Raw genomic sequence first — 25893 nt, forward strand, 5'->3', positions numbered from 1 at the left:
TTTTCGATTGAACAATTGGCAGGCAGGCATCTCGTCTAACTCTTAACGTCTAACCCTTTGCTCAACACCGCTGAAATGCCGGGGAGGCCAGGACCGCTCCGAGAAGCTCACCGGGATCCGTCAGATGCGTCAACGCCTCCTGCTCCGCTTCAACCGGCCGACGGCCACAGGCGTGGGCAAAGAGGTTGTCGGCAAACTTCGCTGAAGGCGGGTTCTTGAGTTTGGCACCAGGTTCGAGGACACGACGCAACGCCCGGGCGTCGATCCCGACCGTCGGCACCTTGCCGCCAGCGAGCGCGAAGGCGAAATTCCAGCGCCAGAGCAGGGTGCCCAGCCAGGGAGCCTCCTCATCCGGATAGCCATCCGGGGTCGGGTGCTGGAAGAGTCCCTGCCCCATCCGGTGCAGGTAGTCCAGGAGCGGCTTGTGAGCGTGGGTATCTGCCGCCACGGCCCGCAGGGCCGAGACCACAAAGCGGAACGGCCGCTTGAAGAGGGCGCCTCGTGACTCCGCGAACTCCCCGCTGTTCAGGATCACGCGCAACAGGCTCTTGATATCCCCCGAGGTGCGAGTGAACTCCGCCGCCACGCGCTCCACCAGGGCAGGGGCAGGCGTGTGACTGACAAAGCGATGGCAGAGCTTGCCCGCCAAGTAGCGCGCCGTTGCGGGGTGGTTGCAGACAATGTCCACCAGCCGTTCCAGATCCGCCTCACCGCCCACGGCGGGAATCCTCTGCCCCAGCACCGTCTTGGCCCCATCGTCATGCCAGTCCGGCTTGAAGTAGGTGACGCCGCGGGCGGGGGCAAAAAGGTTCAGATCCTTCAGCATGCCGCGCTTTAGATCCACCGTCCACCCGGTGAGACAGCGCGCCGCCTCCCGCACATCCTCCTGCGAGTAGCCCCCGGCCACGCCCAGGGTATGCAGTTCCATGAGCTCCCGGGCGTAGTTCTCGTTGGGGGCATCCTTGGGGAAGTGCTTCCGCACCTTGTTGTCCCGCCCATCCAGGTAGGTGAGCATGGCGGGCGATTTCGCGGAGGCAAGGACGAGCTCACGAAAGCTGCCCAGCGCATGCCGGCGTACCACCCGGAGGTCATCGCTGGGTTTCAGGTAGATACAATCCCCCTTTTCGATGTCGATGTTCAGGTGGTCGGTCCAGAACTCCACCATCACCTCAAAGAGCTGCCTCCGGCTGTACACCGCTCGCAGAAACGCGTGACGGGTGATCTCGTCCCGCAGGACCTCCTTGCGGAACTCCCACGCATTGCCCGGCTCGAAATGGAGTGATTCAAACGCCCCGACCCGCAGGTCACAGAGCGTGTCGTCGAGCGACTCCGGCTGGAGTTGTTCCTCGATCCACGCCTCCCGGCCCAGAGCCCGGAGCCGCTCCACCTCGCCCGGCCAGGGGCCAAAGGTGGCCCGGCTCAGCAGGTGAAAGCCCGGATCCACCTCCACCGCATCACACACTGCCAGGGAGTCCGGCAGGCGCTGCCCCGCCTCCTGGCTCAGCAGGCTCGTGGCCCGCTCACAGGAGGCCAGCATGCCCACGCCGCCCGCCAGCGCGGAGGATACGAGGAAATCACGTCGGCTCGTTTTCATGGCGGGGCCCAGTCGTCACTCCCAGTGGATTTCGCATTCAAAGCCAGCTCAAGCCTGGGGCAGACTGGGCGGCCCCGGCACCAGCGCGGACGGCAGGGGCGGAGCCGCGACAGGTTGTGGTAAATTGGCCTGCCTGCGCCCGAACCACGACCGCACCTGGATGCCCGCGCCCAGCACGGGCATGAGCAGCAGCAGGAAAAACCAGCCTATGAAGGGTATCAACAAACAACCCACCACGACGAGCCCGCCCTTCCATGTCGCCCGCCACGCCTCATCCCCGGTTTTGAACTGGGGCCACAGGATCTCGCCCACATGCGTGGCCAGTCCGGCCAGTCCGGCCAATGACCAAAGGAGCGTCCCTCCCAGCAGCAGCACATTGGCGATCTGGAACACCGGCTTCCCACCGGTGCTCAGCCCTTTGGCGACCAGAAGAACGGCCACCACCACGGGCAGCCCCACCAGCAGACTGACCAGCAGCCGCCGTGTGGAAGCATTCCGATTGCGTTCCACCATCGCAGGCCACTTGGCCCGGGTGAAAAGCCACAACGCCGGCAGTCCCACTGCCGTACCCAGCCCCATCAGAAGGTAGAAGAATGTTTGGGAGAAAAGCATGATGATACAACGCATGACGCTGCACCAGCCCGCTGGTTACACGAGAATTCAGCCCAAGTGATCCAGAGTTGAAAATGGATCACCTTCTGAAACGGAGTCTCCGCCTCACACCGCCACCCGGGAGACATGCCAGGCTCCGCTTTCATCGCGATGCATCGCCAGCGCCCCCAGGTAATCCGTGCGTGATGTCCCCTTCTCATAAAGGGCAAAGAGGAAACCCTCCGAAGGATCCATGACCTCGGTCAGAATCCTCCGCTCCCGTGGGGATTTTGCCACAGCCTCGGCAATCGATGATGACCAATCAGCACCGGCAGGCAGAGACACCACATCGTTCCCCCAGGGATCGGAGATCAAAAAGCTCCGGCCCGATGCATTCAGCAACGAGAGTTCTTCCCAGGCCGCGATTTCCAGCACCGGAATCACTGCACCCGGAGGCAGCGGCGTGGGATCCATGACCCACGAGCCTGGCAGCATGCCGCCCAGCACATGCACGTGATTGCGCCGCAGCGGCTGCTCCCAGTCAGCCTGGAATGGCTGCAGGTGCAACAGCGCAGGCCAGAGCGGGGCATTGGCCAGGGCAGGCATCGCCACTTGCGGTGGCAGGGTTCGAGGAGCATCGGGCTGCACGCGGTGCCATGCGCCCAACACCCCACCAACGAGAGGATCCGGGATGATCACTGGCTGCAAGCTCCAGGCCCGTGCATGCGCTCCCAGCGCGAGTGCAAAGAGGCCTTCGCCAGCGAGGGCGATTTCCGGGTTCTCTGACAACCCCTCCAGCAGCGGCGAGAGGGCCGGCCAGGGGTTCTCCGTGCGCAGCCTTTCCAGCTCGATCGCGCTTGCGGAGAGGAACCGGTCCAGCAGATGGCCCACGGAGGTCAGATCTTTGTGACGAGCCCGTCCTAGATGAACGGGAGCCGATGGTGCGAACGCCCCCAGCTTGGCAAGGTCTTGAAGTGCGACGTGTACGGGAAGGGACTCAAAGAACATCGGTAAAGACTCGGCAAGAGAGATGATGGAACGGGTAGAGCGTAAGGGAACGCTAGTTCTGTTTCTGGCATACAGGGCACCAGCAGGCTGTTCGTCCACGCAGGGATTCCCTCAGCAGTTCAGCCTGACAACGCGGGCAAACATGACCGTCCTCCCACCGGTAGCGGAAGAGCCAGTCCTGCGGGGGATCAGTCCAGTCCGCCCCCACCGTTTCCATGGCCACCTTGCACACCTTCTTCACGGTGCGATGCAAGGCAGTGACCTGCCTGCCGGTCAGGCTTCCAGAGGGGGTGGCAGGAGACAGCTTCATCTGCCACATGATTTCGTCCGCCATCCAGTTCCCGACGCCGGGAAAATAGCGCTGATCCAGAAGGAGCATCTTGAGCGGCACCCGGGCGTGGCGTTGCAACACTCCAGTCAACAGTGCCGTGGTGAAGGCATCACTCTGGATTTCAGGCGGCAGCCCCTGCCAAAACCCCGGCAGCGCACTCCCCTGATGGTATCGCACCAGGCCGAACTGGCGTGGATCCGTGAAAATCAGCGCCTGGCCGCGCAGGTGGAGCACGAGATGGTCATGCTTGGCCGCCTCATAGGGCTGGGGTGCCACCCGCGTCTCCCCAGTCATGCCCAGGTGCACAGCCAGCCATTGTCCCCGGCTGAACTTGAACAGCATCTGCTTCCCATGGGTCAGCACCTCCTTCAGCGCAGCTCCATTCAGTCCCTCCTCCAGCGCCTCCGTGTCACAGCCGCGAAAGACACGCGATTTCGCGTGCAGTTCCACGCGTTGGACCGGCTTGCCCTCCCCAGCCGCCCACTGCGTTGCAAAGTAAAAAACTTCCGCCAGTTCAGGCATGATGGCAAATTCGTGTCTGGATAATCCACTGCGGGTCCCGGTTGTGACCTGAACACCACAAGTTCGATGCATGCAAGGCGGGATGCAAGATGGCTTGCCGCTCCCCTATCTTGGAGTATTTTTGATTCATCCATGAAAACGCTGCTGGATTTGCCAGATGAATTGCTCGTTGCAGCGAGACAGGTCGCAGCACAACGTCATACGACGTTGGAAGACATGGTTGCGCTCTCGTTGCGCAGGGAAATTGGCATTGACGGCACTTCCGCATCAACGACGGACCTCTATGAGGTGGGGGAGCATGGATTTCTCCAACTCAGAACAAGGAATGATGTCATTACAGAAGAGCTGATTGAGCAGATTCGGGAATCGGAGGGAATCTAGGAAGTGTTTCTTCTGGACATCAATATTCTGCTCGCGCTGGCAGATCCCCAGCATCCCCATCGTTCGCGAGCGCTGGCGTTTTTCCCTCTCGCTCAAGCAGAAGGATGGGCCACCTGTCCCCTCACTGAGAACGGCTTTCTGCGGATTCTGGGTCATTCCAACTATCCTGGCGGGCCTGGCTCTCCTGACCTAGCACGCCCCATCATCAAGAGCCTCTGCACAGCACCTGGGCACCAATTCTGGGTGGACGCCATCTCACTATGTGATTCTCGCGCCATCCCCGTTTTGCCACCGTCCAAGGACTTGACCGACGCCTACCTGCTTGCGTTGGCAGTATATCGAAAGGGACGGTTTGCCACCTTTGACCATCGAGTGAAGACAGCTCCGGTTCCGGGAGGAACCGAATCCTATTTTCTGGTCCCCTAGAAATCTTGGGAATAGCCCAATCGGATAGCGTCCGAGAACTCTGGTCAGGCCACAAGCCCCCCAACGGGCTTGGCCCGAAACATTTTCCCTGCCGGGAACGTTCTCATCTGAAGCCCTTTTGCCCCTTCCTCCCCGGCATGCCGTCCCGTTTTCTCCAGGCCCTGCCCTCCGCGCTCGCCCTCGCACCCTTGCTGGGCTCCGGTGTCCTTGCGGCCGGAGAGGTGTCGTACACCAATGACGTGCAGGCCGTGATTGCCAAGGCAGGCTGCAATCTGGGCACCTGCCACGACAATGCCACCGGAAAGGGTGGCTTCAAGATGTCGCTCCGGGGCGATGATCTGGACTACGACTACGCAGCGCTCATCCAGGATGTGAGCGGCCGGCGGGTGAACCTCTTTGACCCCGATCGCAGCCTGCTGCTGCTCAAGGCCACCCAGGCCCTCGCACACGAGGGCGGCAAACGCTTTGCCAAAGACTCCTGGGAATATCGCACCCTGCGCGACTGGATTGCCCAAGGGGCCGTTCGGCATCAACCCGGCGAACGCAAGCTCACCAAGCTGGATGTCACCCCGCAGAAGCAGATTCTGGTGGAGCCCGCCGCCGAGGTGCAGATCAAGGCGATCGCCACCTTCTCCGACGGATCGCAAGAAGACGTCACCTCCCAGGCCGTGTATGAGCCCGCCCAGGTGGGCCTGATTCAGATCACGCCTACCGGTAAAATCACCAAGCTGCAGAATGGCGAGCCCACCCTCATCGTTCGCTACCTGAACAAGCAGCAACCCGTGCGGCTGGCCTTTGTGGCCGCCAGGCCGGACTTTGAGTGGATGCCGACGCAGCAGAACAACTACGTGGACCGCCACGTTTTTGCCAAACTGGAGTCCCTGCGCATGACCCCCTCCCCCCTGGGATCGGACGAAGTCTTTGTGCGCCGCGCGTATCTGGACCTGTGCGGCATCCCGCCCACTGGTGCCGATGCCCAACGCTTTGTGGCGGACAAATCACCCGACAAACGAGAACGCCTGGTGGATCGGCTCATGGCGAGCCAGGAGTTCGCCGATTTTTGGACGCTGAAATGGGCCGACTCCCTCCGTGTCGAGTCCCGCACCATGGACAAGCGTGGAATGACCGCCTTCCATCAATGGATCCGGAACGCCGTCGCGACCAATGTCCCCGTAAACCAGTTTGCGCGCACCATCCTGGCCGCCCAAGGCAGCACCTATGACGTGCCCGAGGCAAACTTCTACCGCGCCATGCGCGAGCCCAATGCCCGGGCAGAAGGCATCGCCCGCGTTTTTCTGGGCACCCGCCTGCAGTGCGCCCAGTGCCACAACCACCCCTTTGATCGCTGGACACAGGACGACTACTTCCAGTGGAGCGCCGTCTTTGGTCGTGTGGATTACAAAGTCCTGGAGAACAAGGGCGTGGACAAGAACGACAAACACGCCTTCAACGGAGAGCAGGTCGTGGAGCTGATGAAGGAGGTGAAATTCACCAACCCTCGCACTGGGGAGAAACTGAAGCCCAAACTACTGGGTGCTGCCGAACTCGATGCCCAGACGCTTTCCACGAAGAATGACCTCAAAGCTGCTGCGGACTGGATCACGAATCCCGCCAACGCCCTCTTCGCGGAGGCCCAGGTGAACCGCATTTGGGCTCACCTCATGGGCCGCGGCCTCGTGGACCCTGTGGATGATTTTCGCGCCACGAACCCACCCACCCATCCCGAGCTGCTCAAGCAACTCGCCCGCGAGTTCGTGGACTCAGGCTATGATCTTCGTCAGATCGTCCGGCGGATCATGACCTCCCGCACCTACCAGCTCACCAGCGAGCCCAACGCCACCAACAAAGACGACCAGCAGAACTATTCACACGCGCTGGTACGCCGTCTCGGTGCGGAACAGTTGTTTGACTCCTTGCACCAGTTCGCGGGCATCATGCCGGAGTTCCGCGGCTGGGGGCCGGAGATCACCCGCGCCGTACAGCGCCCCGGCCCCACCAACGGCCGCAAGCGCGACACCGTGGGTGGCGACAGCGAGCAGCTGCTCGCCCAGTTCGGCCAGCCTCCACGCCTGCTGGCCTGCGAGTGCGAGCGGACCGATGAAACCACCATGGGCCAGGCCTTCACCCTCATCAGCGGGCCCAAGGTAAATGAACTGCTCAAGCGCCGTGGCAACGCCCTCGGCCGCCTGTTGGAGAGCAACGCCACTCCAGAAGAACAGGTGGACACCCTTTTCTGGAACGCCCTTTCCCGTGCCCCCTCCCCCGAGGAGCGCACCGCGCTCGCCAAGCTTCTGTCCCAGTCCTCCGACAAACGCGCCACCCTCGAAGACCTCGCCTGGACCCTCGTCAACGCCAAGGAATTCGTGCTAAGGCGATGAGTTTGCGGAAGATGAGATTCAGACAGAATTAACGGAATTAACAAAATTTAGAACTCATGTGAGACCCGTGTGAAGCCGAATGCGCAACAGCAGAACTCTCATTCAATTCCGTAAATTCTGTTAATTCTGTCTAAAACCTTCCTATTGTTTCCATGAACCCTCGCTCCCACGCCTGCACAAACTTCGCCGCCACCCGGCTGCTAAGCCGGCGCTCGATCCTACGGGTGGGCGGCATGGGCCTCTTTGGCATGAGCCTGCCGAAGCTCATCTTCGCCGAGGAAGCCGCGCGCAACCCCAAGCTCGTGGCCAAGGCGAAGTCGGTGATCTTCCTTTTCCAGTGGGGCGGCCCGAGCCATCTGGAGACCTTTGACATGAAGCCGGACGCCCCCAGCGGCATCCGCGGCTTTCACAAACCGATGTCTTCCAATGTGGACGGCATTCAGGTGAACTCACTGCTGCCAAAAACGGCCAAGGTCATGGACAAGGTCACGCTCATCCGCAGCGTGCACCACAACATGAAGAACCACAACTCCGCCGGCTACTATGCGCTGACGGGGCATGCGCCGCCCAGTGATGACCAGCGGCTCAAGGACACTCCGGATCTCTTTCCTGCCTACACCAGCGTGGTGGACCGCATGAGCCCTGCGATGGGAGAGGTTCCCACCTCCGTGCATCTGCCCTATGTGGTCAGTGATGGCACCCAGACGCCGGGACAGTTTGCCAGTTTCCTGGGCAAGGGCCGCGATCCCTTTCTCGTCACCCAAGATCCCAACCAGCCCAAGTTCGCCCTGCCGGAGCTAAGCCTCCCTGAGGGCATCAGTTATGAGCGTCTGCGTTCCCGCCGGGAGATGCAGAAGCTCGTGGATTCCCAGAGCCGCCTGTTGGAGTTCTCCGCCGCTGCCCAGGGTCTGGACGGCTACTATGAAAAAGCGCTGGGCATGCTGGAGAGCACCCAGTTGCGTGAAGCCTTCGATCTCAGCAAGGAGCCTGACAAGGTTCGAGACGCCTACGGTCGCACCACCTATGGCCAGAGCTGTCTGCTCGCCCGTCGCCTCGTTGAGGCGGGCGTAAAGTTTGTCACCGTGACGTTCTCGGAAAGCATCGGTGGACGCACCACCACGGATGGCGGCTGGGACACGCACGGGTTCGACAACACCCGCATGTTCCCCATCATCGAACAGCGCCACCTGCCCATCACAGAGCAGACCCTGCCCACGCTGCTGACCGACCTGGATGAACGTGGGTTGTTGGATGAAACCCTCGTGATTTGGGTGGGCGAATTCGGCCGCACGCCCAAGGTGAACAAGGCCCTGAGCCGCGACCACTGGCCCTTCTGCTACACCGCCTTGTTGGCGGGTGGCGGCACGAAGCGCGGCTTTGTTTATGGGGCATCCGACAAGACCGGAGAACACCCCGCCGACAAGCCCGTGACCCCCGATGACCTGGCCGCCACCATGTATCAGCTCATGGGCATTGATCCCCACACCGAGGTGCGCGACGTGGCCAACCGCCCTGTACCGCTCAGCTATGGCAACGCGATTGAAGGTGTGATGGCGTAGTACGGCTTCGATGGGTTGTGACTGCCGCAACTCCTTCGGAGCAAAGACTCACGCGAATCTACCCGACGTGGCCACATGCGCTTTGAGGAATAGCTATCGGCCAAGTGTGACAGGACCGCTTGATGCCGTCACCTCTCGCGGTCATAGAGCACCTCTTGAGCACGCAGTTGCACTCCACGAGGGCGAACGTTGCACACGGGGAAGTTAGTGCCTCCTCACATCGACAACTACGACCGGTGTTGTTCAACACACAGCAGAAGGTATCATCAAACACGTTCTGCATCCGCACACACCATGATGGCTCACGCCCCAACTCGCACCCGCTGGTGTTTGATCACCATCCATCCAGCGCCCATTTAGTTGTCGACGTAAGGAGAACGGACCCACCGCACGCGTTTTGGGGTGGCCACCAAGGAACCGGTGCCATCCACTCGCTCAGTCGAAGTTCTTCCTCGAAGAGGATGGGGCGACAAGCCCAACGTTGACGAGCTTCCAGCGAGTCTACGTTGGGTACGGGTGTTGGAGGTTTTTACTCCGAAGGAGTTGTGGCGGTCTGGGAGCCTTTCGCATCCAAGGTTCCTTGGCAGGCACTAGCTGAAGCGTCTGCAACCTTCGCCCTCACGCGGTGAGTCACCAAGCTTCGACAGACGCTTGTTCTCCGCAAGCAGGACGTGGAAACAACACCGTCAGACTGCTCAATAGCCGCGCCATGAACTGACCTCACGACCTCAGCCTGCTTAAGACACCGTCATGCGGGAACGCCCCGTATGACGGATCTCAGATTGACACCACCATCAATCAAACCGGATTGTGATGTCCTGCTGCACCGGCATCACGGCCGCCGGGGGTGGCGTTGCCGCAGCTGGAGCCGCACCACGGGAGGGTGCTGCCGGCGCAGCGGCGGGGGCCGCGCCACCAGGACCTGGAGGAGTGAAGTTGGCAATCGGCGTGTTACCTTGAACCGGAGTCGAAGCCGGGGCGGGAGCCGTCGGCTGGGCTGCGGGACGAGGGGCCTGAGCCTGGGGTTGAGCACCACCACCGCCACCACCACGGGAATCACCCCAGCTGAAGACAAACGTGTTGGCATCCACCTGCCTCATACCGGAATGGCCTCCGGAACTGGCTGGAGCCTGCGGTGCAGAGGCGGCTGGAGCCGAAGCGGCAACATGAGTCTGGGCTGCAGGAGTCGGAGCGGAGGCAGGCGTCGGGCTCGCGGTGGGCGCGATTTCGGATCCCGCCCCTGCCCATGCCGCCCCGCTATTGCTCGGGCTCGCGCCAGCTGGCTGGCTCTGAGCCTGCACATAGGCCGCCTGTACTTCCGCCGGAGCCGGGAGCTTCCAGGTACCCCCAAGGTCCGCCGTCACTGGAAAAACCAGACGCAGCTTCTGCCCGCCTTCCGAGAGGATGTTGAACGTAATGGCGGAGTTAAAGGTGACCAGCAGTTCACGCGGATATTCAATGGACTTCAGCGAGATTTCATCCACACGTCCACCAGGCGTCTGTTTCTGCACCAACTCACGCAACTGCTTGGCTTTGCGCGTGAGATCGTCTTCCAGCCTGGAGGCGATGGCATCCATGTCGAATTTGACGGGGGCATCAGGCGCGGAGGTTTGCTTCCGTGCGGCGTTCAACTGGTCTTCCAGCTCCGCATTGCGCGCCTTGAGCCGGGCGACCTCATCCGATGAAGCGGAGGCCCCGCTCATGCGCTGCATTTTCTCCTTAAGATCATTGAGCTGCGACTGGGTTTGTTCCAGCTCGCGATTGCGCTGCTCCATGGCGGCGCGGGTCTCAATGATTTGTGACTGCAGAGCATCATCCTCCCTCGCGCAGGAGCTCAAGGACACCATGCCGAGCACTGCCAGCAGGCTGCTTGCGTTTCGCAAGGGGTTGGAAAATCGGGTCGGGGTGTACCTTGTTTTCATAAAGTTTGGCTTGCTTTGCTGCTGGCAAAAACCTTAGTTCGGCCGCTATTTTACATCACCCCGCGCCATTCGCCAGCCATGATGCTTCGATTTCGCCCCCTCCTTCTCGGTTGCCTCGTTCTTCCTTTCGCCCTCACCCAACCCGCTCCTGCCCAGGAAAAAGCCGGTTTTGACCCCAGCAAGGCGGAGATCGCCCCGCTGGGTCTACCCAGCCCCTATGACAAGTTCCTCGGGCTGGACCAGGTGCTCAGTCTGAACTTCGACGACTGGAAAAAGGTTTATGGCGACATCGCCACAGACGTGGTGGTGGACAAGTTCACCAACGAATCCGACGTGGCCCTCGCGCTCGGCGTCAAAATCGCCGACGGCGTCATGGCCATCAAGGCACGCAACGTCCAGGGCCTCAACGATTGCTCCAAGCAGATCGAAGACCTGGCCAAAAAACTGGGCGTGAAGGACGAGGAAATGAGCCGTGCGAAGACCGTGCGCGCCCATGCCAACAAGGGTGAATGGCTCCAGGTTTTCATGGAACTGGGCTTCCTGCAGACGGACATCATGAAGTCCCTCCGCGCCCAGGGCAACACGAAGCGCCGCTCCCTCATCATCACCGCCGGGTGGATGCAGGGCCTGCAGTACACGGCCTACGTGGTAAAGAACCACTACTCCGCAGCCGCCTCCAACTACCTGCGTGAACCCGTGCTGGTGAAGGCCATGCAGGCTGATCTCAACAACCTTCCTGAGGACATCAAGACCTCTCCCAAAGTCGCTGCCATCATCGCGGCACTGCCCGAAATCCTTCAGGGCGTGAACATCCCGCTCGATGGCTCGATCTCCAAAGACGGTGTTGAAAAACTGAATAGCTCGGCAAAAGGCATTGTGGAAAAAATTACCGGGGATTGAAAAAGTTTGTCACAGGGGCGTGTCAGTCCACATGCATGCAGCAACCCCTTAAACCATCTTGCCAAACAACTACAATACCATGAAACACCGTGTTAAGTCCCTGATCGTTGGCGCTCTAATGCTCGCCTCCACCACCGCCCTCAAGGCTGACCCCCGTGAGGCCGAAGACGTAGCCTACCGCATGGCCACCAGCTATGTGGCGAAGGGCTTCTCCATGGCTCCCACCGACCACAGCGGCGTGCTGGGTGGCGGCCAGGCCGTTCGTTTCCTCATCCCCGTCACCAAGGGCCTGGACTATGTGTTCCTGTCCGGTGCGGACCGCAGCGCCCTCGACGTGGACGTGTATGTGTACGATGAAGTGGGCAACCTGATCCTGGATGACCGCCGCGGCTCCAAGCTGGCCGGTGTTCAGTTCCGCGCCGCCTACAACGGCACCGCCATGGTGTACCTGCACATGGCCCGCGCCAACGGCCTCGCCTCCTACTACGTGCTGGTCGGCCGCCGCGGTGTCGCCAAAGACAGTGGCCCTTCCGCCGTGACCGGTGAAGCCGGTGTGCAGCCCAACTAAGCAACCCGGACAGCTCGTTCTCCAACGTCTCCTTTGCCAAACTCAAACCCAGTGATCCAAATGAAAAGCATCCTCAAGCTGACCATCCTGGCCGCCGTCTCCGCCTCGCTCATGAGCTGCGCCTCTGACCCACCGCCGGAAGTGCACAACCACTACTACCCGACCCGTACGGTCCGCCCCACCACCACCTACACGAAGTCCGCTTCCGTGAGCACAGGCGGGTACAGCAAGACGCCTGAGAACTTCGAGGCCGTGACGCCCCCCCACAGCTACTCCCAGTAGTCCGTCACAAAAGCCAAACATCACCTGCAGCTTTTGCGCTGCATCGTGCGCCAGCTCGGGGAGCCCGGGCTGGCGCCTTTTTATTGTTTCAACGCCCGTCGCGGCTGGGCCGGCAAGGGGCTCGTTTCCAACAATTATCAGCCCCAGCACGTGATCATTTGCAAAGCGGCGCTCTTCCCCGACTATATCCCGCTTTTGCTCCCCAGCCATGTCTGACGAGAAGCCGCCTATCAACCTGGATGACATCGATTTTGGTCACACGATCCGTGGGCACCAGAAAGGCGACCGCGTCTTTGAACGCTTCATCCTGCAACGTCTCCTCGGTCGCGGCGGCATGGGAGTGGTCTGGCTGGCCAAGGATGAGCGCCTCGGCCGCGAAGTGGCTCTCAAGTTCGCTCCAGAAGCCGTCCGCTATGACGACGTGGCGGTGGATGAGCTGAAAGAAGAGACGCTCAAAGGCCTGAACCTTGCCCATCCGGGCATCGTCAAAATTTACGATTTCCTGCTCGATGACGACCATGCCGCCATCAGCATGGAGTTCATCGATGGCGAAAACCTGGGCGTGCTGCGTACCCGCCAGCCCAACAAGGTGTTTGAGCCCCGCCAGATCGCGGCGTGGGTCAGCCAGTTCCTGGAGGCGCTCGACTACGCCCACCGCATCGCCAAGGTCATCCATCGCGACCTGAAACCGGCCAACCTGATGGTGGACCGGGACGGCAACCTCCGCGTGACCGACTTTGGCATCGCCCGAAGCATCTCGGACGCGATGAACCGGGCCACCATGGCCGTGGGCAACTCCACCGGCACGCTGGCCTACATGAGCCCCCAGCAGGCGGACGGGAAGAAGCCCCATGTCAGCGATGACATCTATGCCTTTGGCAGCACTCTTTATGAGCTGATCACCGGCAAGCCTCCTTTCTTCAGCGGCAATATCATTCACCAGCTGAAGGAAGATGCCGTGCAGTCTCTTTCGGAACGGCGTCAGGAGTTTGGCCTCATCAATGCCGAACCCATTCCCGTAGAATGGGAGCAAACCATCCTGGCCTGCCTGGAGAAGGCACCGGAAAACCGTCCTACCAGTGCGCAGATCGTTCGTCAGCGTCTGGGTCTGGCCCCGGCAGGCGGCCCGGATATTCCGCCGCTGTCAACCACGACCGGTCATGCCACCGCCACGGGCGCCCTGCCGCCCGCCTTCCCCGGTCACCTCACCTCCCACGCCAATGCCACCCAGACCTATGTCCGGGTAGGTGCCGGGATGACGGAAATGAGCGTGCCCACGCGTGGCATCGGCGCGGGTGCAGTACGAGTGGGTCCGGGCGTCACTCCGGTCACGGCAGGCACCCATCCCTCCACCGGAACCGCCCCTGGCACCAGCACCGGCACGAGCGAAGTTACTCCGAAGAAGTCCAACGGCGTCATCATCACGGTGGTGCTGGTCATCCTTCTCATGGGTGTCGGCATCATGGGAGCAGGCGGTTGGTGGGCCTACAACAACCTGCCCTATTTTAAAAAGAAGGCGGTGCCGACCGATCCGCATCTGGCCCCCAACCAGACGACGCCGCCTTCCACACCGAATTCTAATTCGAATTCGAGTTCCAATTCCCACACCAGCCCCCCGGTGGTGGTGAAGAACGAAACCAAGCCGGAACCCCCTCCCACTCCGCCAACTCCCAAGATGGAGCCCACGTCGTCCAATCCGACGCCTCCTCCGTCCCACACGCAAAATCCACCCACCCCGCCGCCCTCCACTTCCGGCAAGGTGACCACCCTCCAGGCGGCCATCAACGCCGCCAAGGCTGGGGACACGGTGACCATTCCTGCGGGCATCTATGAAGAGCAGATTCGTTTCAAGTCTGGGGTGAATCTCAAGGCTGAGGCCACTGGCAAGGTAATCGTGCAGACCGACGGGAAGGTTGGCTCTGCCCTGCTGGCTGAGAACTGCGAAGGCGGTTCCATCAAGGGCTTTATTTTCCAACACACTGGCGATGAGGTTCCTGACAAGATCAACTGGCCGGTGGCGATGTTGAAATCCAGCAGCCTCGTGCTGGAAGATTGCACCTTCCAATCCGGCATTGGCGACGGCCTCCTCGTCACCGGGGCGGGCAAACCTCAGATCGTGCGCTGCAGTTTCCAGAAAAACACCCGCAATGGCGTGACCCTGGAAAGCGGCGTGAATGGCAGCCTCACGGAGTGCGAATCCCGCAAAAACGGAGAAAACGGGGTGGAAGTCCGCCATACCGGCACCTTCCCCGTCCTCCAAGCCTGCATCCTTGCCGAGAATGGACTTTCTGGCGTGGTCGTAAAGGATGGCGCTTCCGTCAATGTCATTGCCAAGACCCAGTGCCGCTCCAATGCGGAGGCCGGGCTGGCCGCCGCCGGTGATGGTACCAAGCTGACAGCCACCGACATCGTCTGCGAAGACAATGGTGTGGGTGTGGCCGTCCAGCAGAATGCCGTGGTCAAACTGGAGAACAACAAGGTGCTTCTGAGCAAGCAGGCTGGAATTCAGCTCGACTCTCCAGGCACCGGCAGCGCCATCCTCACCAATGAGGTGGAGAAGTGCAAACGTGACGGCATTCTGGCAGTCGGAGGCAATGCCGTCTCCATCAGCATCGTGGGCAACAAGGTCAAAGGCAACGCCGGCACGGGCATTGTGGTGTTCGGCCAGGGTTTCAAACCGCGTGTGGAACAGAACGAATGTTCCACAAACGGTGAGTATGGCATCCTCGCTTCCGAAGGAGTGGGAGGATCCATCACGGACAACACGGCCCGGGGCAACCACCTGGCCGGAGTTTCCAACCAAGGCGGGGCCAAAGACCTCGTGATTCAGGGTAATATTGCCGATCAAGGCGGCAATTGAGTTGAGCGCCGGAGCGATCCGGTTGTCCACCTCTGCGACAATTAACCACTCCCTCGCACAAGGGAGTGGATGATTGACACCCCCTGCTCCAGCCCCTAGGATCACCTTTTTCTAAAATTCTTCATGGCCAAGCCTGTCGCCATCCTCAGTCCCGAATCCAACAAGTCCCATCATGTGGCCCAAGGTGCGTTGTACACGCTGGCCGGGATCACAGTGGCCGGAGTCGTCTGGGCGCTCGGCCTGCGATCCGGAAACGAAGCCCGTCAATCGGGTGTCGCTCCTGTGGGTCTCGAAACACCCAGCCCGGTGAGAGTGATCCCGCCGCCTGCGCCACCCCCATCTCCTCCGGCCACGCTTTCCACAGCGGCCCCGCTGCCCGCACCTGCGCCAGTCGCTGCCCCGCAGCGCCCGCTCTTGCCCGTAGGTCGGGAACTGACCCAGCCCCAAGTTCTGGAAGCCATGGAAGTCGGCCGCCATGCCCGCGCCCAAGGGGACATCCAGGGCTCGCTCCAATCCTTCCGTCAAGCAGACCTGCAGCAGCCCAACCATCCTGAGATCCTCTCTGAAATGGCCCTCTCTTATGAGGCCATGGGCATCATGACCAAGGCTGAAGCCCTCTGGCGCTCCATCGCTGCCATGGGCGAGGCTGGGGCCGGTGGGTATGCTTCGCTGGCCAAAGGCAAACTCAGCGGGGGCACCGGCCGCCCAGAACTGACGGCTCCGGTCTCATCCGGCAGTCCCGTCACTCTGGGAGCCTGCACGATCATCAAGGATGCCACGGTGACCAAGGGAGAACGGATCGCGGTGCGCGTCCCTCTCATTGCCACACCAGGAACCGTGATTGATCCCGCCCAGATGGACATTCACGTGTTCCTCTTCGAAAAAGTGAACGGCGAGCGGGTCGAGCAGGCCCGCGCTGCCGCCCCCACCCTCAACTGGGTCTCCGCTCCGGTGAACTGGAAGGATGCCAACGAGGAACTGGTGGACGTCGTGTATGATCTGCCCCCACCCAAGCCTGAAGAAGTGCGGGACCTCGGTCGGAGAACCTTTCATGGATTCGTGGTTAAACTGTTCTACCAGAACAAACTGGCCGGGGAACAGGCCCAACCTGGGGACTTGATCGACTTCTCGTCACAACCCAGCGCCCCCGCTGGTCTGGACAATGCTCTCTTTCCCAAGTGAACGGATCCCCCCAAGCGATGGTAGTCCTGTACGTTGACCCCAATGTCGAAGTTCGCGCCACCCGGGTGGCGAGCCTCGCAGAACAGGGGTACACCGTGCACGAGGCCGACGACGCCGAGACAGCGGTGGGGGTGGCGCAGAATCTCCCCGAGCTGAATGTCCTGATCTGTGAGGGCGTGCTGGGGGAGTTTACCGGCTTCGACCTGCGCGATGCCATCACGGAGAAGTTCCCTGAGCTGCAGACGGTCTTCACCAGCCGATATGATCTCACGGGTTTTGAGGAGGCCATCAATGGATGCCCCCTGGTTTACGATCCTGTCCCGGTCTCGAAACTGATCAGCATCATCAAGGAGGCGACCTCCGCCTCAGACTCAGGACAGAGTGCCGATGCAACTGCTATAGCAGTTGCCGCCTCGCCTGCCGTCCAGACGGCCAAACCCGAGGCTGCGCCAGTAGTGGTGGCCCAGGCCTCCCAGGCGACAGCCAAAGTGCCGCGCCCGGTGGCTCCTGCCGTGGTCCCGGCTCCCACAACGATCCCCCACAAGAACGAGCCTCCCAAGCCAGTCAAGCCCCCGGCCCAAACGGCCCGCGCCACCGCGGTCGTCGGTGCCGGTCCGGCCAAGGTCGCACGTGCCGTCCCAGTCTCCGGCAGCGAGACGGGCGTGCTTCAAGCCGCTCTCGTGAGCGCAGACGAAGACGAGGAGTACAAAAAGCCTCCGCTCCTTGTTCCGGAGACGGTATTGGGAAATTACGTCATCAAAGAAAGGCTCTACGCGGAGCCGGATACCGAGTCCTACATCGCCGTCCAAAAGGGCGTGCATCGCGAGGTGGTGCTCGTCGTCCTCAAACCGGAAAAGATCGCCAACCCCACCGCCGTCTCCGACTTTCAGGAGCGGCAGCGAGTGAAGGCTGCGGTGGCGCATCCGCGCATCGCCCCCCTTTACGAAGGGCTGCAGATCGGTCGCTATCACTTCTATACCCGGGAAATGCCTCACGGCATGACCGTGGACAAGCTCCACGAGACGGGCGAAAAGTTCGGGGAGAAGATCCTCGCCGACATCATCGGCCACATCGCGGAGGCCATGAGCTACGCCACCCACCGTGGCTACCACTACCGGATGTTGTCTGGCCGTGACGTCTTCGTGGACAGCGAGCATCAGGCCAGCATCGTCAACGTCTTCCGTCCGGCGGGCAGCCGTACCCGTGACTTCATCGCGGACACCAAAAAGCTGCTCTACATGCTCCGCACCGTCGCGGACGGTCCGCGCGCCCGGCATTTGATTGATGACCTGGTCAAAGAGAACCTGGACTGGGAAGGTCTCCGCCAGCAGGCGCTTGAGTTTCAGGAAGAATTTCGCGAGCGCAGCCTGTTGAAACGGGCCGACACCAAGGAAGCCCAGGTCATTGAATCCGCCCGCCAATCGCGCGTGCCCGTCTGGGCGTATGCGGTTGCCGGGGTGCTCTTGATCGGTCTGGGTGCCGTTGTGGTGCAGCGCATCACTGGCAGCCCGAAGCCCGCCGCTCCGGTCGAGCAGACCATGAAGCTCATTCCGGAAGGCAAGTTCCTCTTTCGCCGTGGCGAAACGAAGGAGCTGCCCGCCTTCTGGATGGACACTCATGAGGTCACCATCGGCCAGTACGCGATGTTCTTGGACGCTTTGGAAAAAGACCCCTCGCAGGCCAAGTCCTACGACCACCCCGACCAGCCGAAGACCAAGAAGAATCACCGTCCTGAGCGCTGGGAGGCCTACCTCGCTGCAGCACGTACGGGGGGCTTCTTCAACAACCAGCCCATGGATCTCAACTGTCCCATTGTGAATGTGGACTGGTGGGACGCTTTCGCCTTCGCCAAGTGGCGGGGTCACCGGCTTCCCAGCGAGGAAGAATGGGAGAAAGGCGCACGAGGCACGGACGGACGCAGCTTCCCTTGGGGCACCGAGCCCCGCCCCGCCGCCGCCAACTTGGGCACGGACTACGACCCCAAGGGCAAAGGTGGTGACGTGGACGGCTACAACTACTGGGCCCCCGTAAACAAAATTGTCGAAGACGTCAGCCCGGACGGCATCGCTGGCATGGCGGGCAACGTCGAGGAATGGACCTCCACCTGGAGCACGCATCCAGACTATCCGGACCTTCTTGTGCCGGTGGTACGAGGCGGACACTTCGCCCAGAAAACCCCCAGCAACGTCCTTTCCAGCCGCACCTACGCCCAATCTGCTTCTGAGGCCACCCTGGCCAGAGGCTTCCGCACCGTCAGTGACAAGGCTCCTGAGACGGATGCCAAATCAAAGTCCTGAGCTGGCGGAGCGCCGCGCTGGATTGAACATCCGGCAGCGCTCCGGTTCTCATCCACCCGCCCTTCACCTTCATCCATCTCCGCTCCATGCCGTCCCGCCTTTTCCGCCTTGTTCTTTTCGTTGCCGTGGCCATGGGCGCATGGTCCACGCAAGCCCACGCCCAGTTCCTGACGAACGTCAAACTCAACAAGGCTACCTACCTCACCTATGAGGCTGTGGAGGCCACCATCACCATCAACAACCGCTCCGGCACGGACATCGTAATGGGCGGACCCAACGGCATGGCTTGGCTCGCTTTTGAGGTCATCAATCCCGCCGGCAACCAGGTGCCGACCATCCGCCTGAACTCGGATGAAAGCATCATCTTCAAAGCCGGCGCGAGCATCAGCCGCAAGGTGCTCATCTCCGACTCCTACTCCTTCTCCGAGTACGGCATGTACACCATCGCTGCCAGCGTGTACCACCCGCCGTCCCAGCAGTACTTCATCTCGAACAAGGCCCGGGCCCAGTTCGTGGATGCCCGGCCGCTGGACATCCCCAACCTGAACTTTGGCGTACCGCCCGGTCTTCCCGGTGAAGGCCAGATTCGCAAGTATGCCCTCTCGGTACTGCGGGACTTTGACCGGTCTTACCTGTACGTCCGCCTGCTTGAAGAAAGGACGGGGCTCAAACTGGCCACGTTCTCCCTCGGCCCCTGTATTCTGGTTTCCGCTGATCCCCAAGTCACGGTTGATCGGGAAAACAAGCTTCACATCCTGTTCATGGCCGCTCCCCACATCTACGCCCACGTGTGCGTGGACACCCAGGGCAAGATCATCCGCCGTGCCTACCATAGAGAGATCAAGTCCGACCGTCCGGAACTGGTGGTGCAGGCCGACCAGACCATCGGCGTCGTCGGCGGCGAGACCTATGATCCCAGCGCGCCCGTCGCAGACAACAAGCCCAAAGGCCGGTCCATCAGACAACGGCCTCCCGGATTGTAGTGCGGCTGCTGAAAGTAGTTTAGATCCCGCATGCGGGACTCTACACTACTTTGCTCCGCCCCTGACGCACTGTAGGGCAAACTCCCCGCTTGCCACGCGCGTCCCCTGACGCCGCAGACCTCACCACGCTCAAACGCCCAACACGCCGCATCCCTCCGCTCCCAAAACCGGTTGGGACAACCGGACTACGCTGCGGGCGGCTGCTGAAAGTAGTGCTGGTCCCGCATGCGGGACTGGCGTTGCACGACGTCAACCTCGCGACTGACGAGCCAAAGCTCTGCACTACTTTGCTCCGCCCCAGACCTCAGGTCTGATGTCTGGTGTCTTCCAGTCTGGTGTCTGATGTGGTGTGATGCCTTGTCCCCGCCTTCCGCGCAAAGATTGATTGCACGCAAAGGCGGCCGCGCTTTTTGTCGCGGTGATGCCGATGCCCCCACTGCGAGCCATCTCAGGTCTGTTTCTTCTCACGGCTCTCACTTTCCCTTCCTGTGCTGGCAGCGGGAGAGGCTCGCCGTTCCAGTCTCCCCCCATGGATCGAGCGGCTTCGGCCTGGAAGGTCCTCGGGAAAGAGAATCTAACGCCGTTCAGCCGAGAGGTGGCGGTGAGCCGGTATCGTGAAGCAGTCACCGACATCGTCCAGAAACTCAGCGCTCAACCTCCCCATCAGTGGCCGCAAACGGTCACCCTTCCAGGCCGCGACGGTCTATGGACGGTCCAGATCGACCCTGGTCTTGCCGAAGGATCCGGGCACGAAGTCTGGTCGCCGACACTGATCGACAAGGTCCGCCCCCTGGCGCTGGAGACTCGTCGTACCCCGGAGTATTCCCGGCTCCGGCGCAAAGGGGTGGGAGCGCCCTACCTTGCCATTCACAAACCACGAGAGGGTGAGGCAACGAGAAAGTTCACGCCTGACAAGGGACAGTACCTGCCGATGACGGCGCTCCTGCAATTTGACGGACCGCAGCAAGCGACCCTCAAGCTGGCCGACCCTCGCGAGCTGGGCGAAGTTTCCGCCGGCGACCGCCCCTGGCCGGTCGCGGCCGATTTCTCCATGCCCGTAAGGAAATCCCTCCAGCCCGCGACGTTTGTCCGGGCCACGGTCGGTGGCTTGATGCGGCCTGGCAACTATGTCACCCGCAACGGCCTGTATCTCATGGAGCCCTACCGCGCTGACAAGGTGCCGGTCATCTTCATCCATGGACTGATGGCGGACCCGCACATCTGGCAGGCTCATGCCGCCGCTTTGATGGCCGATCCTGAGTTGGGACCGCGGATCCAATGCTGGTACTATGTTTACCCCACGGGTTTGCCGGTCGTGTCCTCATCCACCTGGTTTCGCCAGGCGCTGGCCGAGCTCAAACAACAGGTGGACCCCAATGGCAATGACCCCGCTTTCCAGAATATCCTGGTCGTGGGTCATAGCATGGGCGGCCTGATCGCCCGCATGCAGGTCACGGAATCCAAAGACATTTTCTGGAAGACCTGGTTCGCCTGTGCTCCTGACCAGCTGAAACTCGATGCACCGCTGCGGGATGAACTGCGGAACATGTTGATCTTCCACGCCAATCCGGATGTAAAACGGATCATCTTCATGAACACGCCCCACCGGGGCAGCCGCATGGCCGGGAGCTGGCTGGGCCGCTGGGGATCTTCGATGGTCCGCACCCCAGGGCAAATGGTGGACTTGGTGACTGCGGTCGCCCGACTCGATGTGGCGCACATCAATCCCAACCGGGGGCGGTTTGACGGGTTTGGCGTGGACGGCATCAAGTCCATGCAGCCGGACCACCCGTTGATCGCGGATCTCTCGCGGCAGCCCATCCGGGCCAAGTATCACACCATCATTGGTGAATTGTTCGAGACGTCAGACCCCACCAAATCCAGCGACGGCGTGGTACCCTATGAAAGCGCTCATTTGGACGGCGCGGAGTCCGAAATGATCGTGCCCTCGTGGCATGGCGACGTGACCAATCGAAGAACCATCAACGAAATCCGCCGCATCGCACGGCTGCACGTTCTGGGCAAAGCAGCTGCCGAGCGCCGGGACAGCAGATTCACTCCCGCCACAAGCCGGTAGTCGCGAGCTGAACGGGCAAAAAAAGACCGCCTCCCATCGAAGGGAGGCGGCGAAATAAAAAGCGATCTCGTTACGCGATAAACTTCACGGCGCCGGACTGCTTGGCCATGGCGGCGTGCTGTTCGTCGGTGCAGGAGGAGTTGATCGGGGCGTCGGGTTCGGCGTCGTTCTGCTCAAGCAGATTGTTGTCGAGCATCCAGCGTTCCACTTCTTCACCGCTGATGTCTGGCAGCATGGTGTCATTGATCTCCACGCAGGGGCTCAAAGGCTGGCCGCTCTTCTGCTCCATTTCCCAGCGGAAAGCGGGGTTCTTGATGATGTCCTTCTCCTCGAAAGGCAGGTTGTACTTGCGGAAGATGGCACGCACACCTTCGCTCCAGCCACAGTAGGTCTTGAGGTAGGCGGTAATTTTAGGTTGGCTCATGGCGAGGGCAGGTTTGGGATGAAATTGAGAAAAGGGTACGTCCCCAACCTAGGGTCCGGCAGGGAAAATGCAACCTGCCAGACCAGTAGGGGAGAGTCCGTACCCACTGTCTGTTACCAGCCGCCGGCGCTTTTCGCGAGGCGTTCACAGGCCTTGACGTCCAGCTTGCCGCTTGCCAGGACCGGGATTTCCTGCACGCGAACCATCTTTTTGGGAATCCAGAGTGGCGGCATGCCGCGGTCGAGCAACTTGTAGCGCAGATCGAGGATCTCCTGCTGCACGTTGCCACCGGAAACGGAAGTCAGCAGCACCAGAGCTTCGCCTTTTTCCTGGTCAGGAACGCCTACCACGGCGATGCGCCGGGCCAGTTCGTGCTCCAGACCCAGGGTCTTGTTGACGGAATCTTCCACCGTCTCATGCGGCACCATCTCTCCCCCGATCTTGGAGAAGCGGCTGATACGCCCTTCAATGTAAAGGAAACCGTCGGAATCCAGACGACCGATGTCGCCGGTGCGGAACCACTCGTCCTTGATTACTTCCTCGGACTTCTTCGGGTTCTTGAGATAACCTTCGAAAACGTTGGCACCCTTGAACCACACCATGCCGCTCTTCAACACAGGCAGTGGTTCATCACTTTCGGGATCCGTGATCCGCAGGGCCATGCCGGGGAGCAACTGGCCGACACTGCCTGGGCGATGACTTGGAAAGACGGCGGCAGCGCCTGTCTGGCCCTCAGGAGTCGGGTCATGCAAGTTGACGTTGGTAGCCGGGGAGGTCTCCGTCAGGCCATAGCCTTCGAGCACCTTCTTCCCAAACCGGCCTTCGAATGCATCGGCCACGGCCTTGGGCAGTTTTTCCGCGCCCGTCACCACCAGCTTCAGAGAGGCAAACAGCTCGGGGTTGATCCCCTTGAGGTAGCCGCGGAGGAAGGTCGGGGTGGCAATCTTGAGCGTGACTTTGTGCTTGTAGATTAGCTCGGCGAGCTTCTTCGTTTCCAGCGGGGTCGGGTAAGTCACCAGCGAAAGGCCCTGAATGATGGGGAACCAAAGGGTTACCGTACAGCCAAAGCTGTGGAAGAGCGGGAGGCAGCCGAGAATGCTGTCGCTGGCGTTCAGGTTCAAGCGGCTGCCAAACTGGCAGACGTTGGCCATGAGGTTGCGGTGAGTGAGCACCACGCCTTTGGGTTCGCCGCTGCTGCCGCTCGTGAAGAGCAGCAGGGCCTCCTGATGGCCCCCTTTTTTCGAAATGCCCAACAAGGCGGCGATGGCGCTGGCGGGAAGCAGTTTGCACAACACGAACCACTGGGAGATGGCGGCACGCTTGAGCGGCAAAAGGCGCTCAATGAATGTGAGCTGACGGTTGGGAGGCCAAGGGAAGGTCTGGAGCTTCCGGACAAAGAGATCAGCTGTGAGGTAGTGGTCCAGATCCGCCTGCTTCATGGCGCTCTCCACCGACTGACGGCCTGCGGTGAAGTTGAGGTTCACCGGCGTCTTGCCAGCGAACAGGACGGCGAGGTTCGCCACCATGGCCCCAAAACCTGGGGGCAGGATGATGCCCACGCGGGACTTCTGAGTGACTGACTTCACGTGCTTGCTCAGCACGATGGCCGCAGCGAGCACCTTGTCGTAACGCCAGGCCTGATCATCTTTGCCATCAAACAGATGAGCCTTGGAACCGTGCTTCTTCAGACCTTGCACAAGGGCATAGGCCAGGTTGCGGTCCAGCAACGGATTCTTGGCAAAGCACGTCTCGGCCAGCACCAGCATGGATTCCAAAAGCTCCGCGGTGTTGACCTTCTCCCCCTTCAACACAGGACCGAAGGCAAAGATGGCGTCGCCTGCGGGCTTGGCAGACTCGATGGCCAGCACCACATCGTTCGTGTGCAGAATGTGCAGCGGCTGCAGTGGCACGCCCAGGGAAACGAAGAGATCCAGCCGGGCCCCTGGAACGGAAGAGAGGGCGGCCGGTTGCGTGGCGGTGTCTGGAGTCACGTAAACCAGAACCGTCCCCTTCGCCACCTCCTCCTTCACAGACGCGGAGAGAGCAGCGACATCGGGGACTTTCCCGTCAAACTCGATCACCCGGACGCTTTCGCCGTGCAGATGACTTTCCACCAGAGCCTCCACTCCAGCAGACTTGTCCTTCACATAAACCAGCGGGCGGCCGGAGAGGAACTTTTCCAGATGAAGGAGGTCAAAATACGCCAGCTGACTGGGGATGATGAAGACCCCCCCGGAAAGCACATGCTCCTGTCCGAGAATGAGGATTTCCTTGAGCTTGGGCGGTTCGTGGAGAGTCGACATGGATGGGATTGAATGCTAGCAAGGTTTCTGCCCGATACCAAACGAGGAATTGACAAAGTACGGCCGCAAAAAACGCTGAAATTCGGTCTGGGACAGGAAGGACCTCAAGTCAACCTCCCTCCGTTTTTTTTCGAAGGTGACGAAGTTGTTGCGGGCTGGTTTCAAAGATCCCGTATTCGGTGATCAGTCCGGAGACGAGACGCGCCGGAGTGACGTCGAACGCATAGTTGGCCGCCGGGCTCGCACTCGGGAACAAGCGCACGGTTTCCAAAGTACCAGAGGCCGTCTGTCCCTCCATGCAGGCAACTTCATCTCCATTGCGCTGCTCAATGGGGATTTCCTTTAGTCCGTCACCCATGCTCCAGTCCATCGTGCTAGACGGGAGCGCCACATAGAATGGCACCTCATTGTCCCGGGCGGCCAGGGCTTTCAAGTAGGTCCCAATCTTGTTGGCCACATCCCCCTGCCCGGTGACCCGGTCTGCGCCGGTGATCACCAGATCCACCAAGCCGTGTTGCATGAGGTGCCCTCCGGTATTGTCAGCGATCACTGTATGTGGCACCTCCTCCTGGGCCAGTTCCCAGGCGGTGAGCCGCGCCCCCTGATTGCGTGGACGGGTCTCATCCACCCAGACATGCACCGGAATACCCGCAGCGTGAGCAGCGTAGATCGGTGCCGTGGCACTGCCGTGATCCACAAACGCTAGCCAGCCAGCATTGCAGTGGGTGAGGATGTTCACCGGCTCTCCCGCAGGTTTGTTCTCGTGCAGGGCGCGGATGAGATGCAGCCCATGCTCGCCGATGAGGCGACAGGCTTGAACGTCCTCTTCCGCGATCTCCTCTGCCAGGGCCTGGGCACGGGGCAGGAAATCGGATGGCTCTGGGTGCTCCTGGAGAAGACGGAGATGCCGGTCCACCGCGTAGGCGAGGTTCACCGCGGTTGGCCGCGTGCGCTTCAGCTGCTCAGCTCGCCGCTGAAAGGCGGAATGGAAATCGGGCTCCTGGTTGGCCTCCAGGGCGGCGAGCCACATGCCATAGCCAGCCGTGGCACCAATGCAGCCAGCCCCGCGCACCCACATGTCCTTGATGGCCAGGGCCACTTCATCGACCGAACGAAGTTCGACCAGCTCAAAGGCCCAGGGGAGCTTCAGCTGGTCGATGATCTGGATCACATGCGGCTCACCGGGTTTGAGCCTGACAGTGCGGTGGGGAGTGCCATTGATGTGCATGAGCTTGGAGCGCGGACGTGAGGCTTCTTTTCAGTGGGCAGCGACGACCAACGGGTGCATAGACTGGACCCAAGTCC

20 protein-coding genes are annotated in these 25893 nt (G+C 61.1%); 12 read left to right on the forward strand and 8 right to left on the reverse strand.

The features are described from left to right. Positions 1 to 61: 61 nt before the first annotated feature. From BV034_RS33100 to BV034_RS33115, 4 genes are all read right to left on the reverse strand, one after another. Positions 62 to 1594 carry a DUF1800 domain-containing protein gene (locus tag BV034_RS33100; RefSeq protein WP_081888323.1) on the reverse strand — a complete coding sequence of 511 codons (1533 nt, stop codon included), beginning with the start codon at positions 1592 to 1594 and terminating at the stop codon, positions 62 to 64. A 48-nt stretch (positions 1595 to 1642) separates the two neighbouring features. Continuing rightward, positions 1643 to 2206, reverse strand: coding sequence for a hypothetical protein (locus BV034_RS33105; RefSeq protein WP_265593754.1), 564 nt, complete (start codon positions 2204 to 2206; stop codon positions 1643 to 1645). Between the two features lie 105 nt (positions 2207 to 2311). Then, positions 2312 to 3193: a hypothetical protein gene (locus BV034_RS33110; RefSeq protein ID WP_050031215.1), complete on the reverse strand. Its 882-nt coding sequence runs from the start codon at positions 3191 to 3193 to the stop codon at positions 2312 to 2314. A 52-nt stretch (positions 3194 to 3245) separates the two neighbouring features. After that, a complete protein-coding gene (locus tag BV034_RS33115) occupies positions 3246 to 4046 on the reverse strand; it encodes a DNA-formamidopyrimidine glycosylase family protein (protein WP_050031216.1) in 801 nt (266 codons plus the stop codon). A gap of 132 nt (positions 4047 to 4178) precedes the next feature. On the opposite strand from BV034_RS33115, the gene BV034_RS33120 reads away from it, so the two are divergent. The 4 genes from BV034_RS33120 to BV034_RS33135 all read left to right on the forward strand — a co-directional run bounded on the left by BV034_RS33120 (position 4179) and on the right by BV034_RS33135 (position 8790). After that, the gene (locus tag BV034_RS33120) at positions 4179 to 4427 is read left to right on the forward strand and encodes a hypothetical protein (protein ID WP_050031217.1); all 249 of its coding nucleotides are present in this window, start codon (positions 4179 to 4181) and stop codon (positions 4425 to 4427) included. 3 nt (positions 4428 to 4430) lie between these two features. Further along, a complete protein-coding gene (locus BV034_RS36950; RefSeq protein WP_050031218.1) occupies positions 4431 to 4853 on the forward strand; it encodes a TA system VapC family ribonuclease toxin in 423 nt (140 codons plus the stop codon). A gap of 137 nt (positions 4854 to 4990) precedes the next feature. Continuing rightward, positions 4991 to 7231: a DUF1549 and DUF1553 domain-containing protein gene (locus BV034_RS33130; protein WP_050031219.1), complete on the forward strand. Its 2241-nt coding sequence runs from the start codon at positions 4991 to 4993 to the stop codon at positions 7229 to 7231. A gap of 152 nt (positions 7232 to 7383) precedes the next feature. Further along, the gene (locus BV034_RS33135; RefSeq protein ID WP_050031220.1) at positions 7384 to 8790 is read left to right on the forward strand and encodes a DUF1501 domain-containing protein; all 1407 of its coding nucleotides are present in this window, start codon (positions 7384 to 7386) and stop codon (positions 8788 to 8790) included. 794 nt (positions 8791 to 9584) lie between these two features. On the opposite strand, the gene BV034_RS33140 is transcribed toward BV034_RS33135, so the two are convergent. After that, entirely contained in the window at positions 9585 to 10673 is a 1089-nt protein-coding gene (locus BV034_RS33140) for a hypothetical protein (RefSeq protein ID WP_265593755.1), read from the reverse strand. A gap of 117 nt (positions 10674 to 10790) precedes the next feature. On the opposite strand from BV034_RS33140, the gene BV034_RS33145 reads away from it, so the two are divergent. The 8 genes from BV034_RS33145 to BV034_RS33185 all read left to right on the forward strand — a co-directional run bounded on the left by BV034_RS33145 (position 10791) and on the right by BV034_RS33185 (position 21861). Next, positions 10791 to 11612 (forward strand): hypothetical protein, encoded by an 822-nt coding sequence (locus BV034_RS33145; protein WP_050031222.1) that lies wholly within the window; start codon positions 10791 to 10793, stop codon positions 11610 to 11612. Positions 11613 to 11691: 79 nt separating this feature from the next. Beyond that, positions 11692 to 12180: a hypothetical protein gene (locus BV034_RS33150; protein WP_265593756.1), complete on the forward strand. Its 489-nt coding sequence runs from the start codon at positions 11692 to 11694 to the stop codon at positions 12178 to 12180. 60 nt (positions 12181 to 12240) lie between these two features. Beyond that, a complete protein-coding gene (locus tag BV034_RS33155; protein ID WP_050031224.1) occupies positions 12241 to 12462 on the forward strand; it encodes a hypothetical protein in 222 nt (73 codons plus the stop codon). A gap of 208 nt (positions 12463 to 12670) precedes the next feature. Further along, positions 12671 to 15322, forward strand: coding sequence for a protein kinase (locus tag BV034_RS33165; protein ID WP_050031226.1), 2652 nt, complete (start codon positions 12671 to 12673; stop codon positions 15320 to 15322). Positions 15323 to 15445: 123 nt separating this feature from the next. Next, entirely contained in the window at positions 15446 to 16504 is a 1059-nt protein-coding gene (locus BV034_RS33170; RefSeq protein ID WP_050031227.1) for a hypothetical protein, read from the forward strand. A 17-nt stretch (positions 16505 to 16521) separates the two neighbouring features. Next, positions 16522 to 18801, forward strand: coding sequence for an SUMF1/EgtB/PvdO family nonheme iron enzyme (locus BV034_RS33175; protein ID WP_050031228.1), 2280 nt, complete (start codon positions 16522 to 16524; stop codon positions 18799 to 18801). Between the two features lie 86 nt (positions 18802 to 18887). Next, entirely contained in the window at positions 18888 to 19784 is an 897-nt protein-coding gene (locus tag BV034_RS33180; RefSeq protein ID WP_050031229.1) for a hypothetical protein, read from the forward strand. Between the two features lie 529 nt (positions 19785 to 20313). Next, positions 20314 to 21861 carry an alpha/beta hydrolase gene (locus tag BV034_RS33185; protein ID WP_265593757.1) on the forward strand — a complete coding sequence of 516 codons (1548 nt, stop codon included), beginning with the start codon at positions 20314 to 20316 and terminating at the stop codon, positions 21859 to 21861. A 70-nt stretch (positions 21862 to 21931) separates the two neighbouring features. Here BV034_RS33185 and BV034_RS33190 read toward each other — a convergent pair whose 3' ends face one another. The 3 genes from BV034_RS33190 to mtnA all read right to left on the reverse strand — a co-directional run bounded on the left by BV034_RS33190 (position 21932) and on the right by mtnA (position 25816). Continuing rightward, positions 21932 to 22285: a glutaredoxin gene (locus tag BV034_RS33190; RefSeq protein WP_050031231.1), complete on the reverse strand. Its 354-nt coding sequence runs from the start codon at positions 22283 to 22285 to the stop codon at positions 21932 to 21934. A 113-nt stretch (positions 22286 to 22398) separates the two neighbouring features. Beyond that, the gene (locus tag BV034_RS33195) at positions 22399 to 24588 is read right to left on the reverse strand and encodes an AMP-binding protein (protein ID WP_050031232.1); all 2190 of its coding nucleotides are present in this window, start codon (positions 24586 to 24588) and stop codon (positions 22399 to 22401) included. Between the two features lie 109 nt (positions 24589 to 24697). Further along, entirely contained in the window at positions 24698 to 25816 is a 1119-nt protein-coding gene (gene mtnA, locus BV034_RS33200) for an S-methyl-5-thioribose-1-phosphate isomerase (RefSeq protein WP_050031233.1), read from the reverse strand. Positions 25817 to 25893 lie beyond the last annotated feature (77 nt).

The organism is Verrucomicrobium sp. BvORR034, assembly GCF_000739635.1.
In the GTDB taxonomy this organism is placed as follows: domain Bacteria; phylum Verrucomicrobiota; class Verrucomicrobiia; order Verrucomicrobiales; family Verrucomicrobiaceae; genus Verrucomicrobium.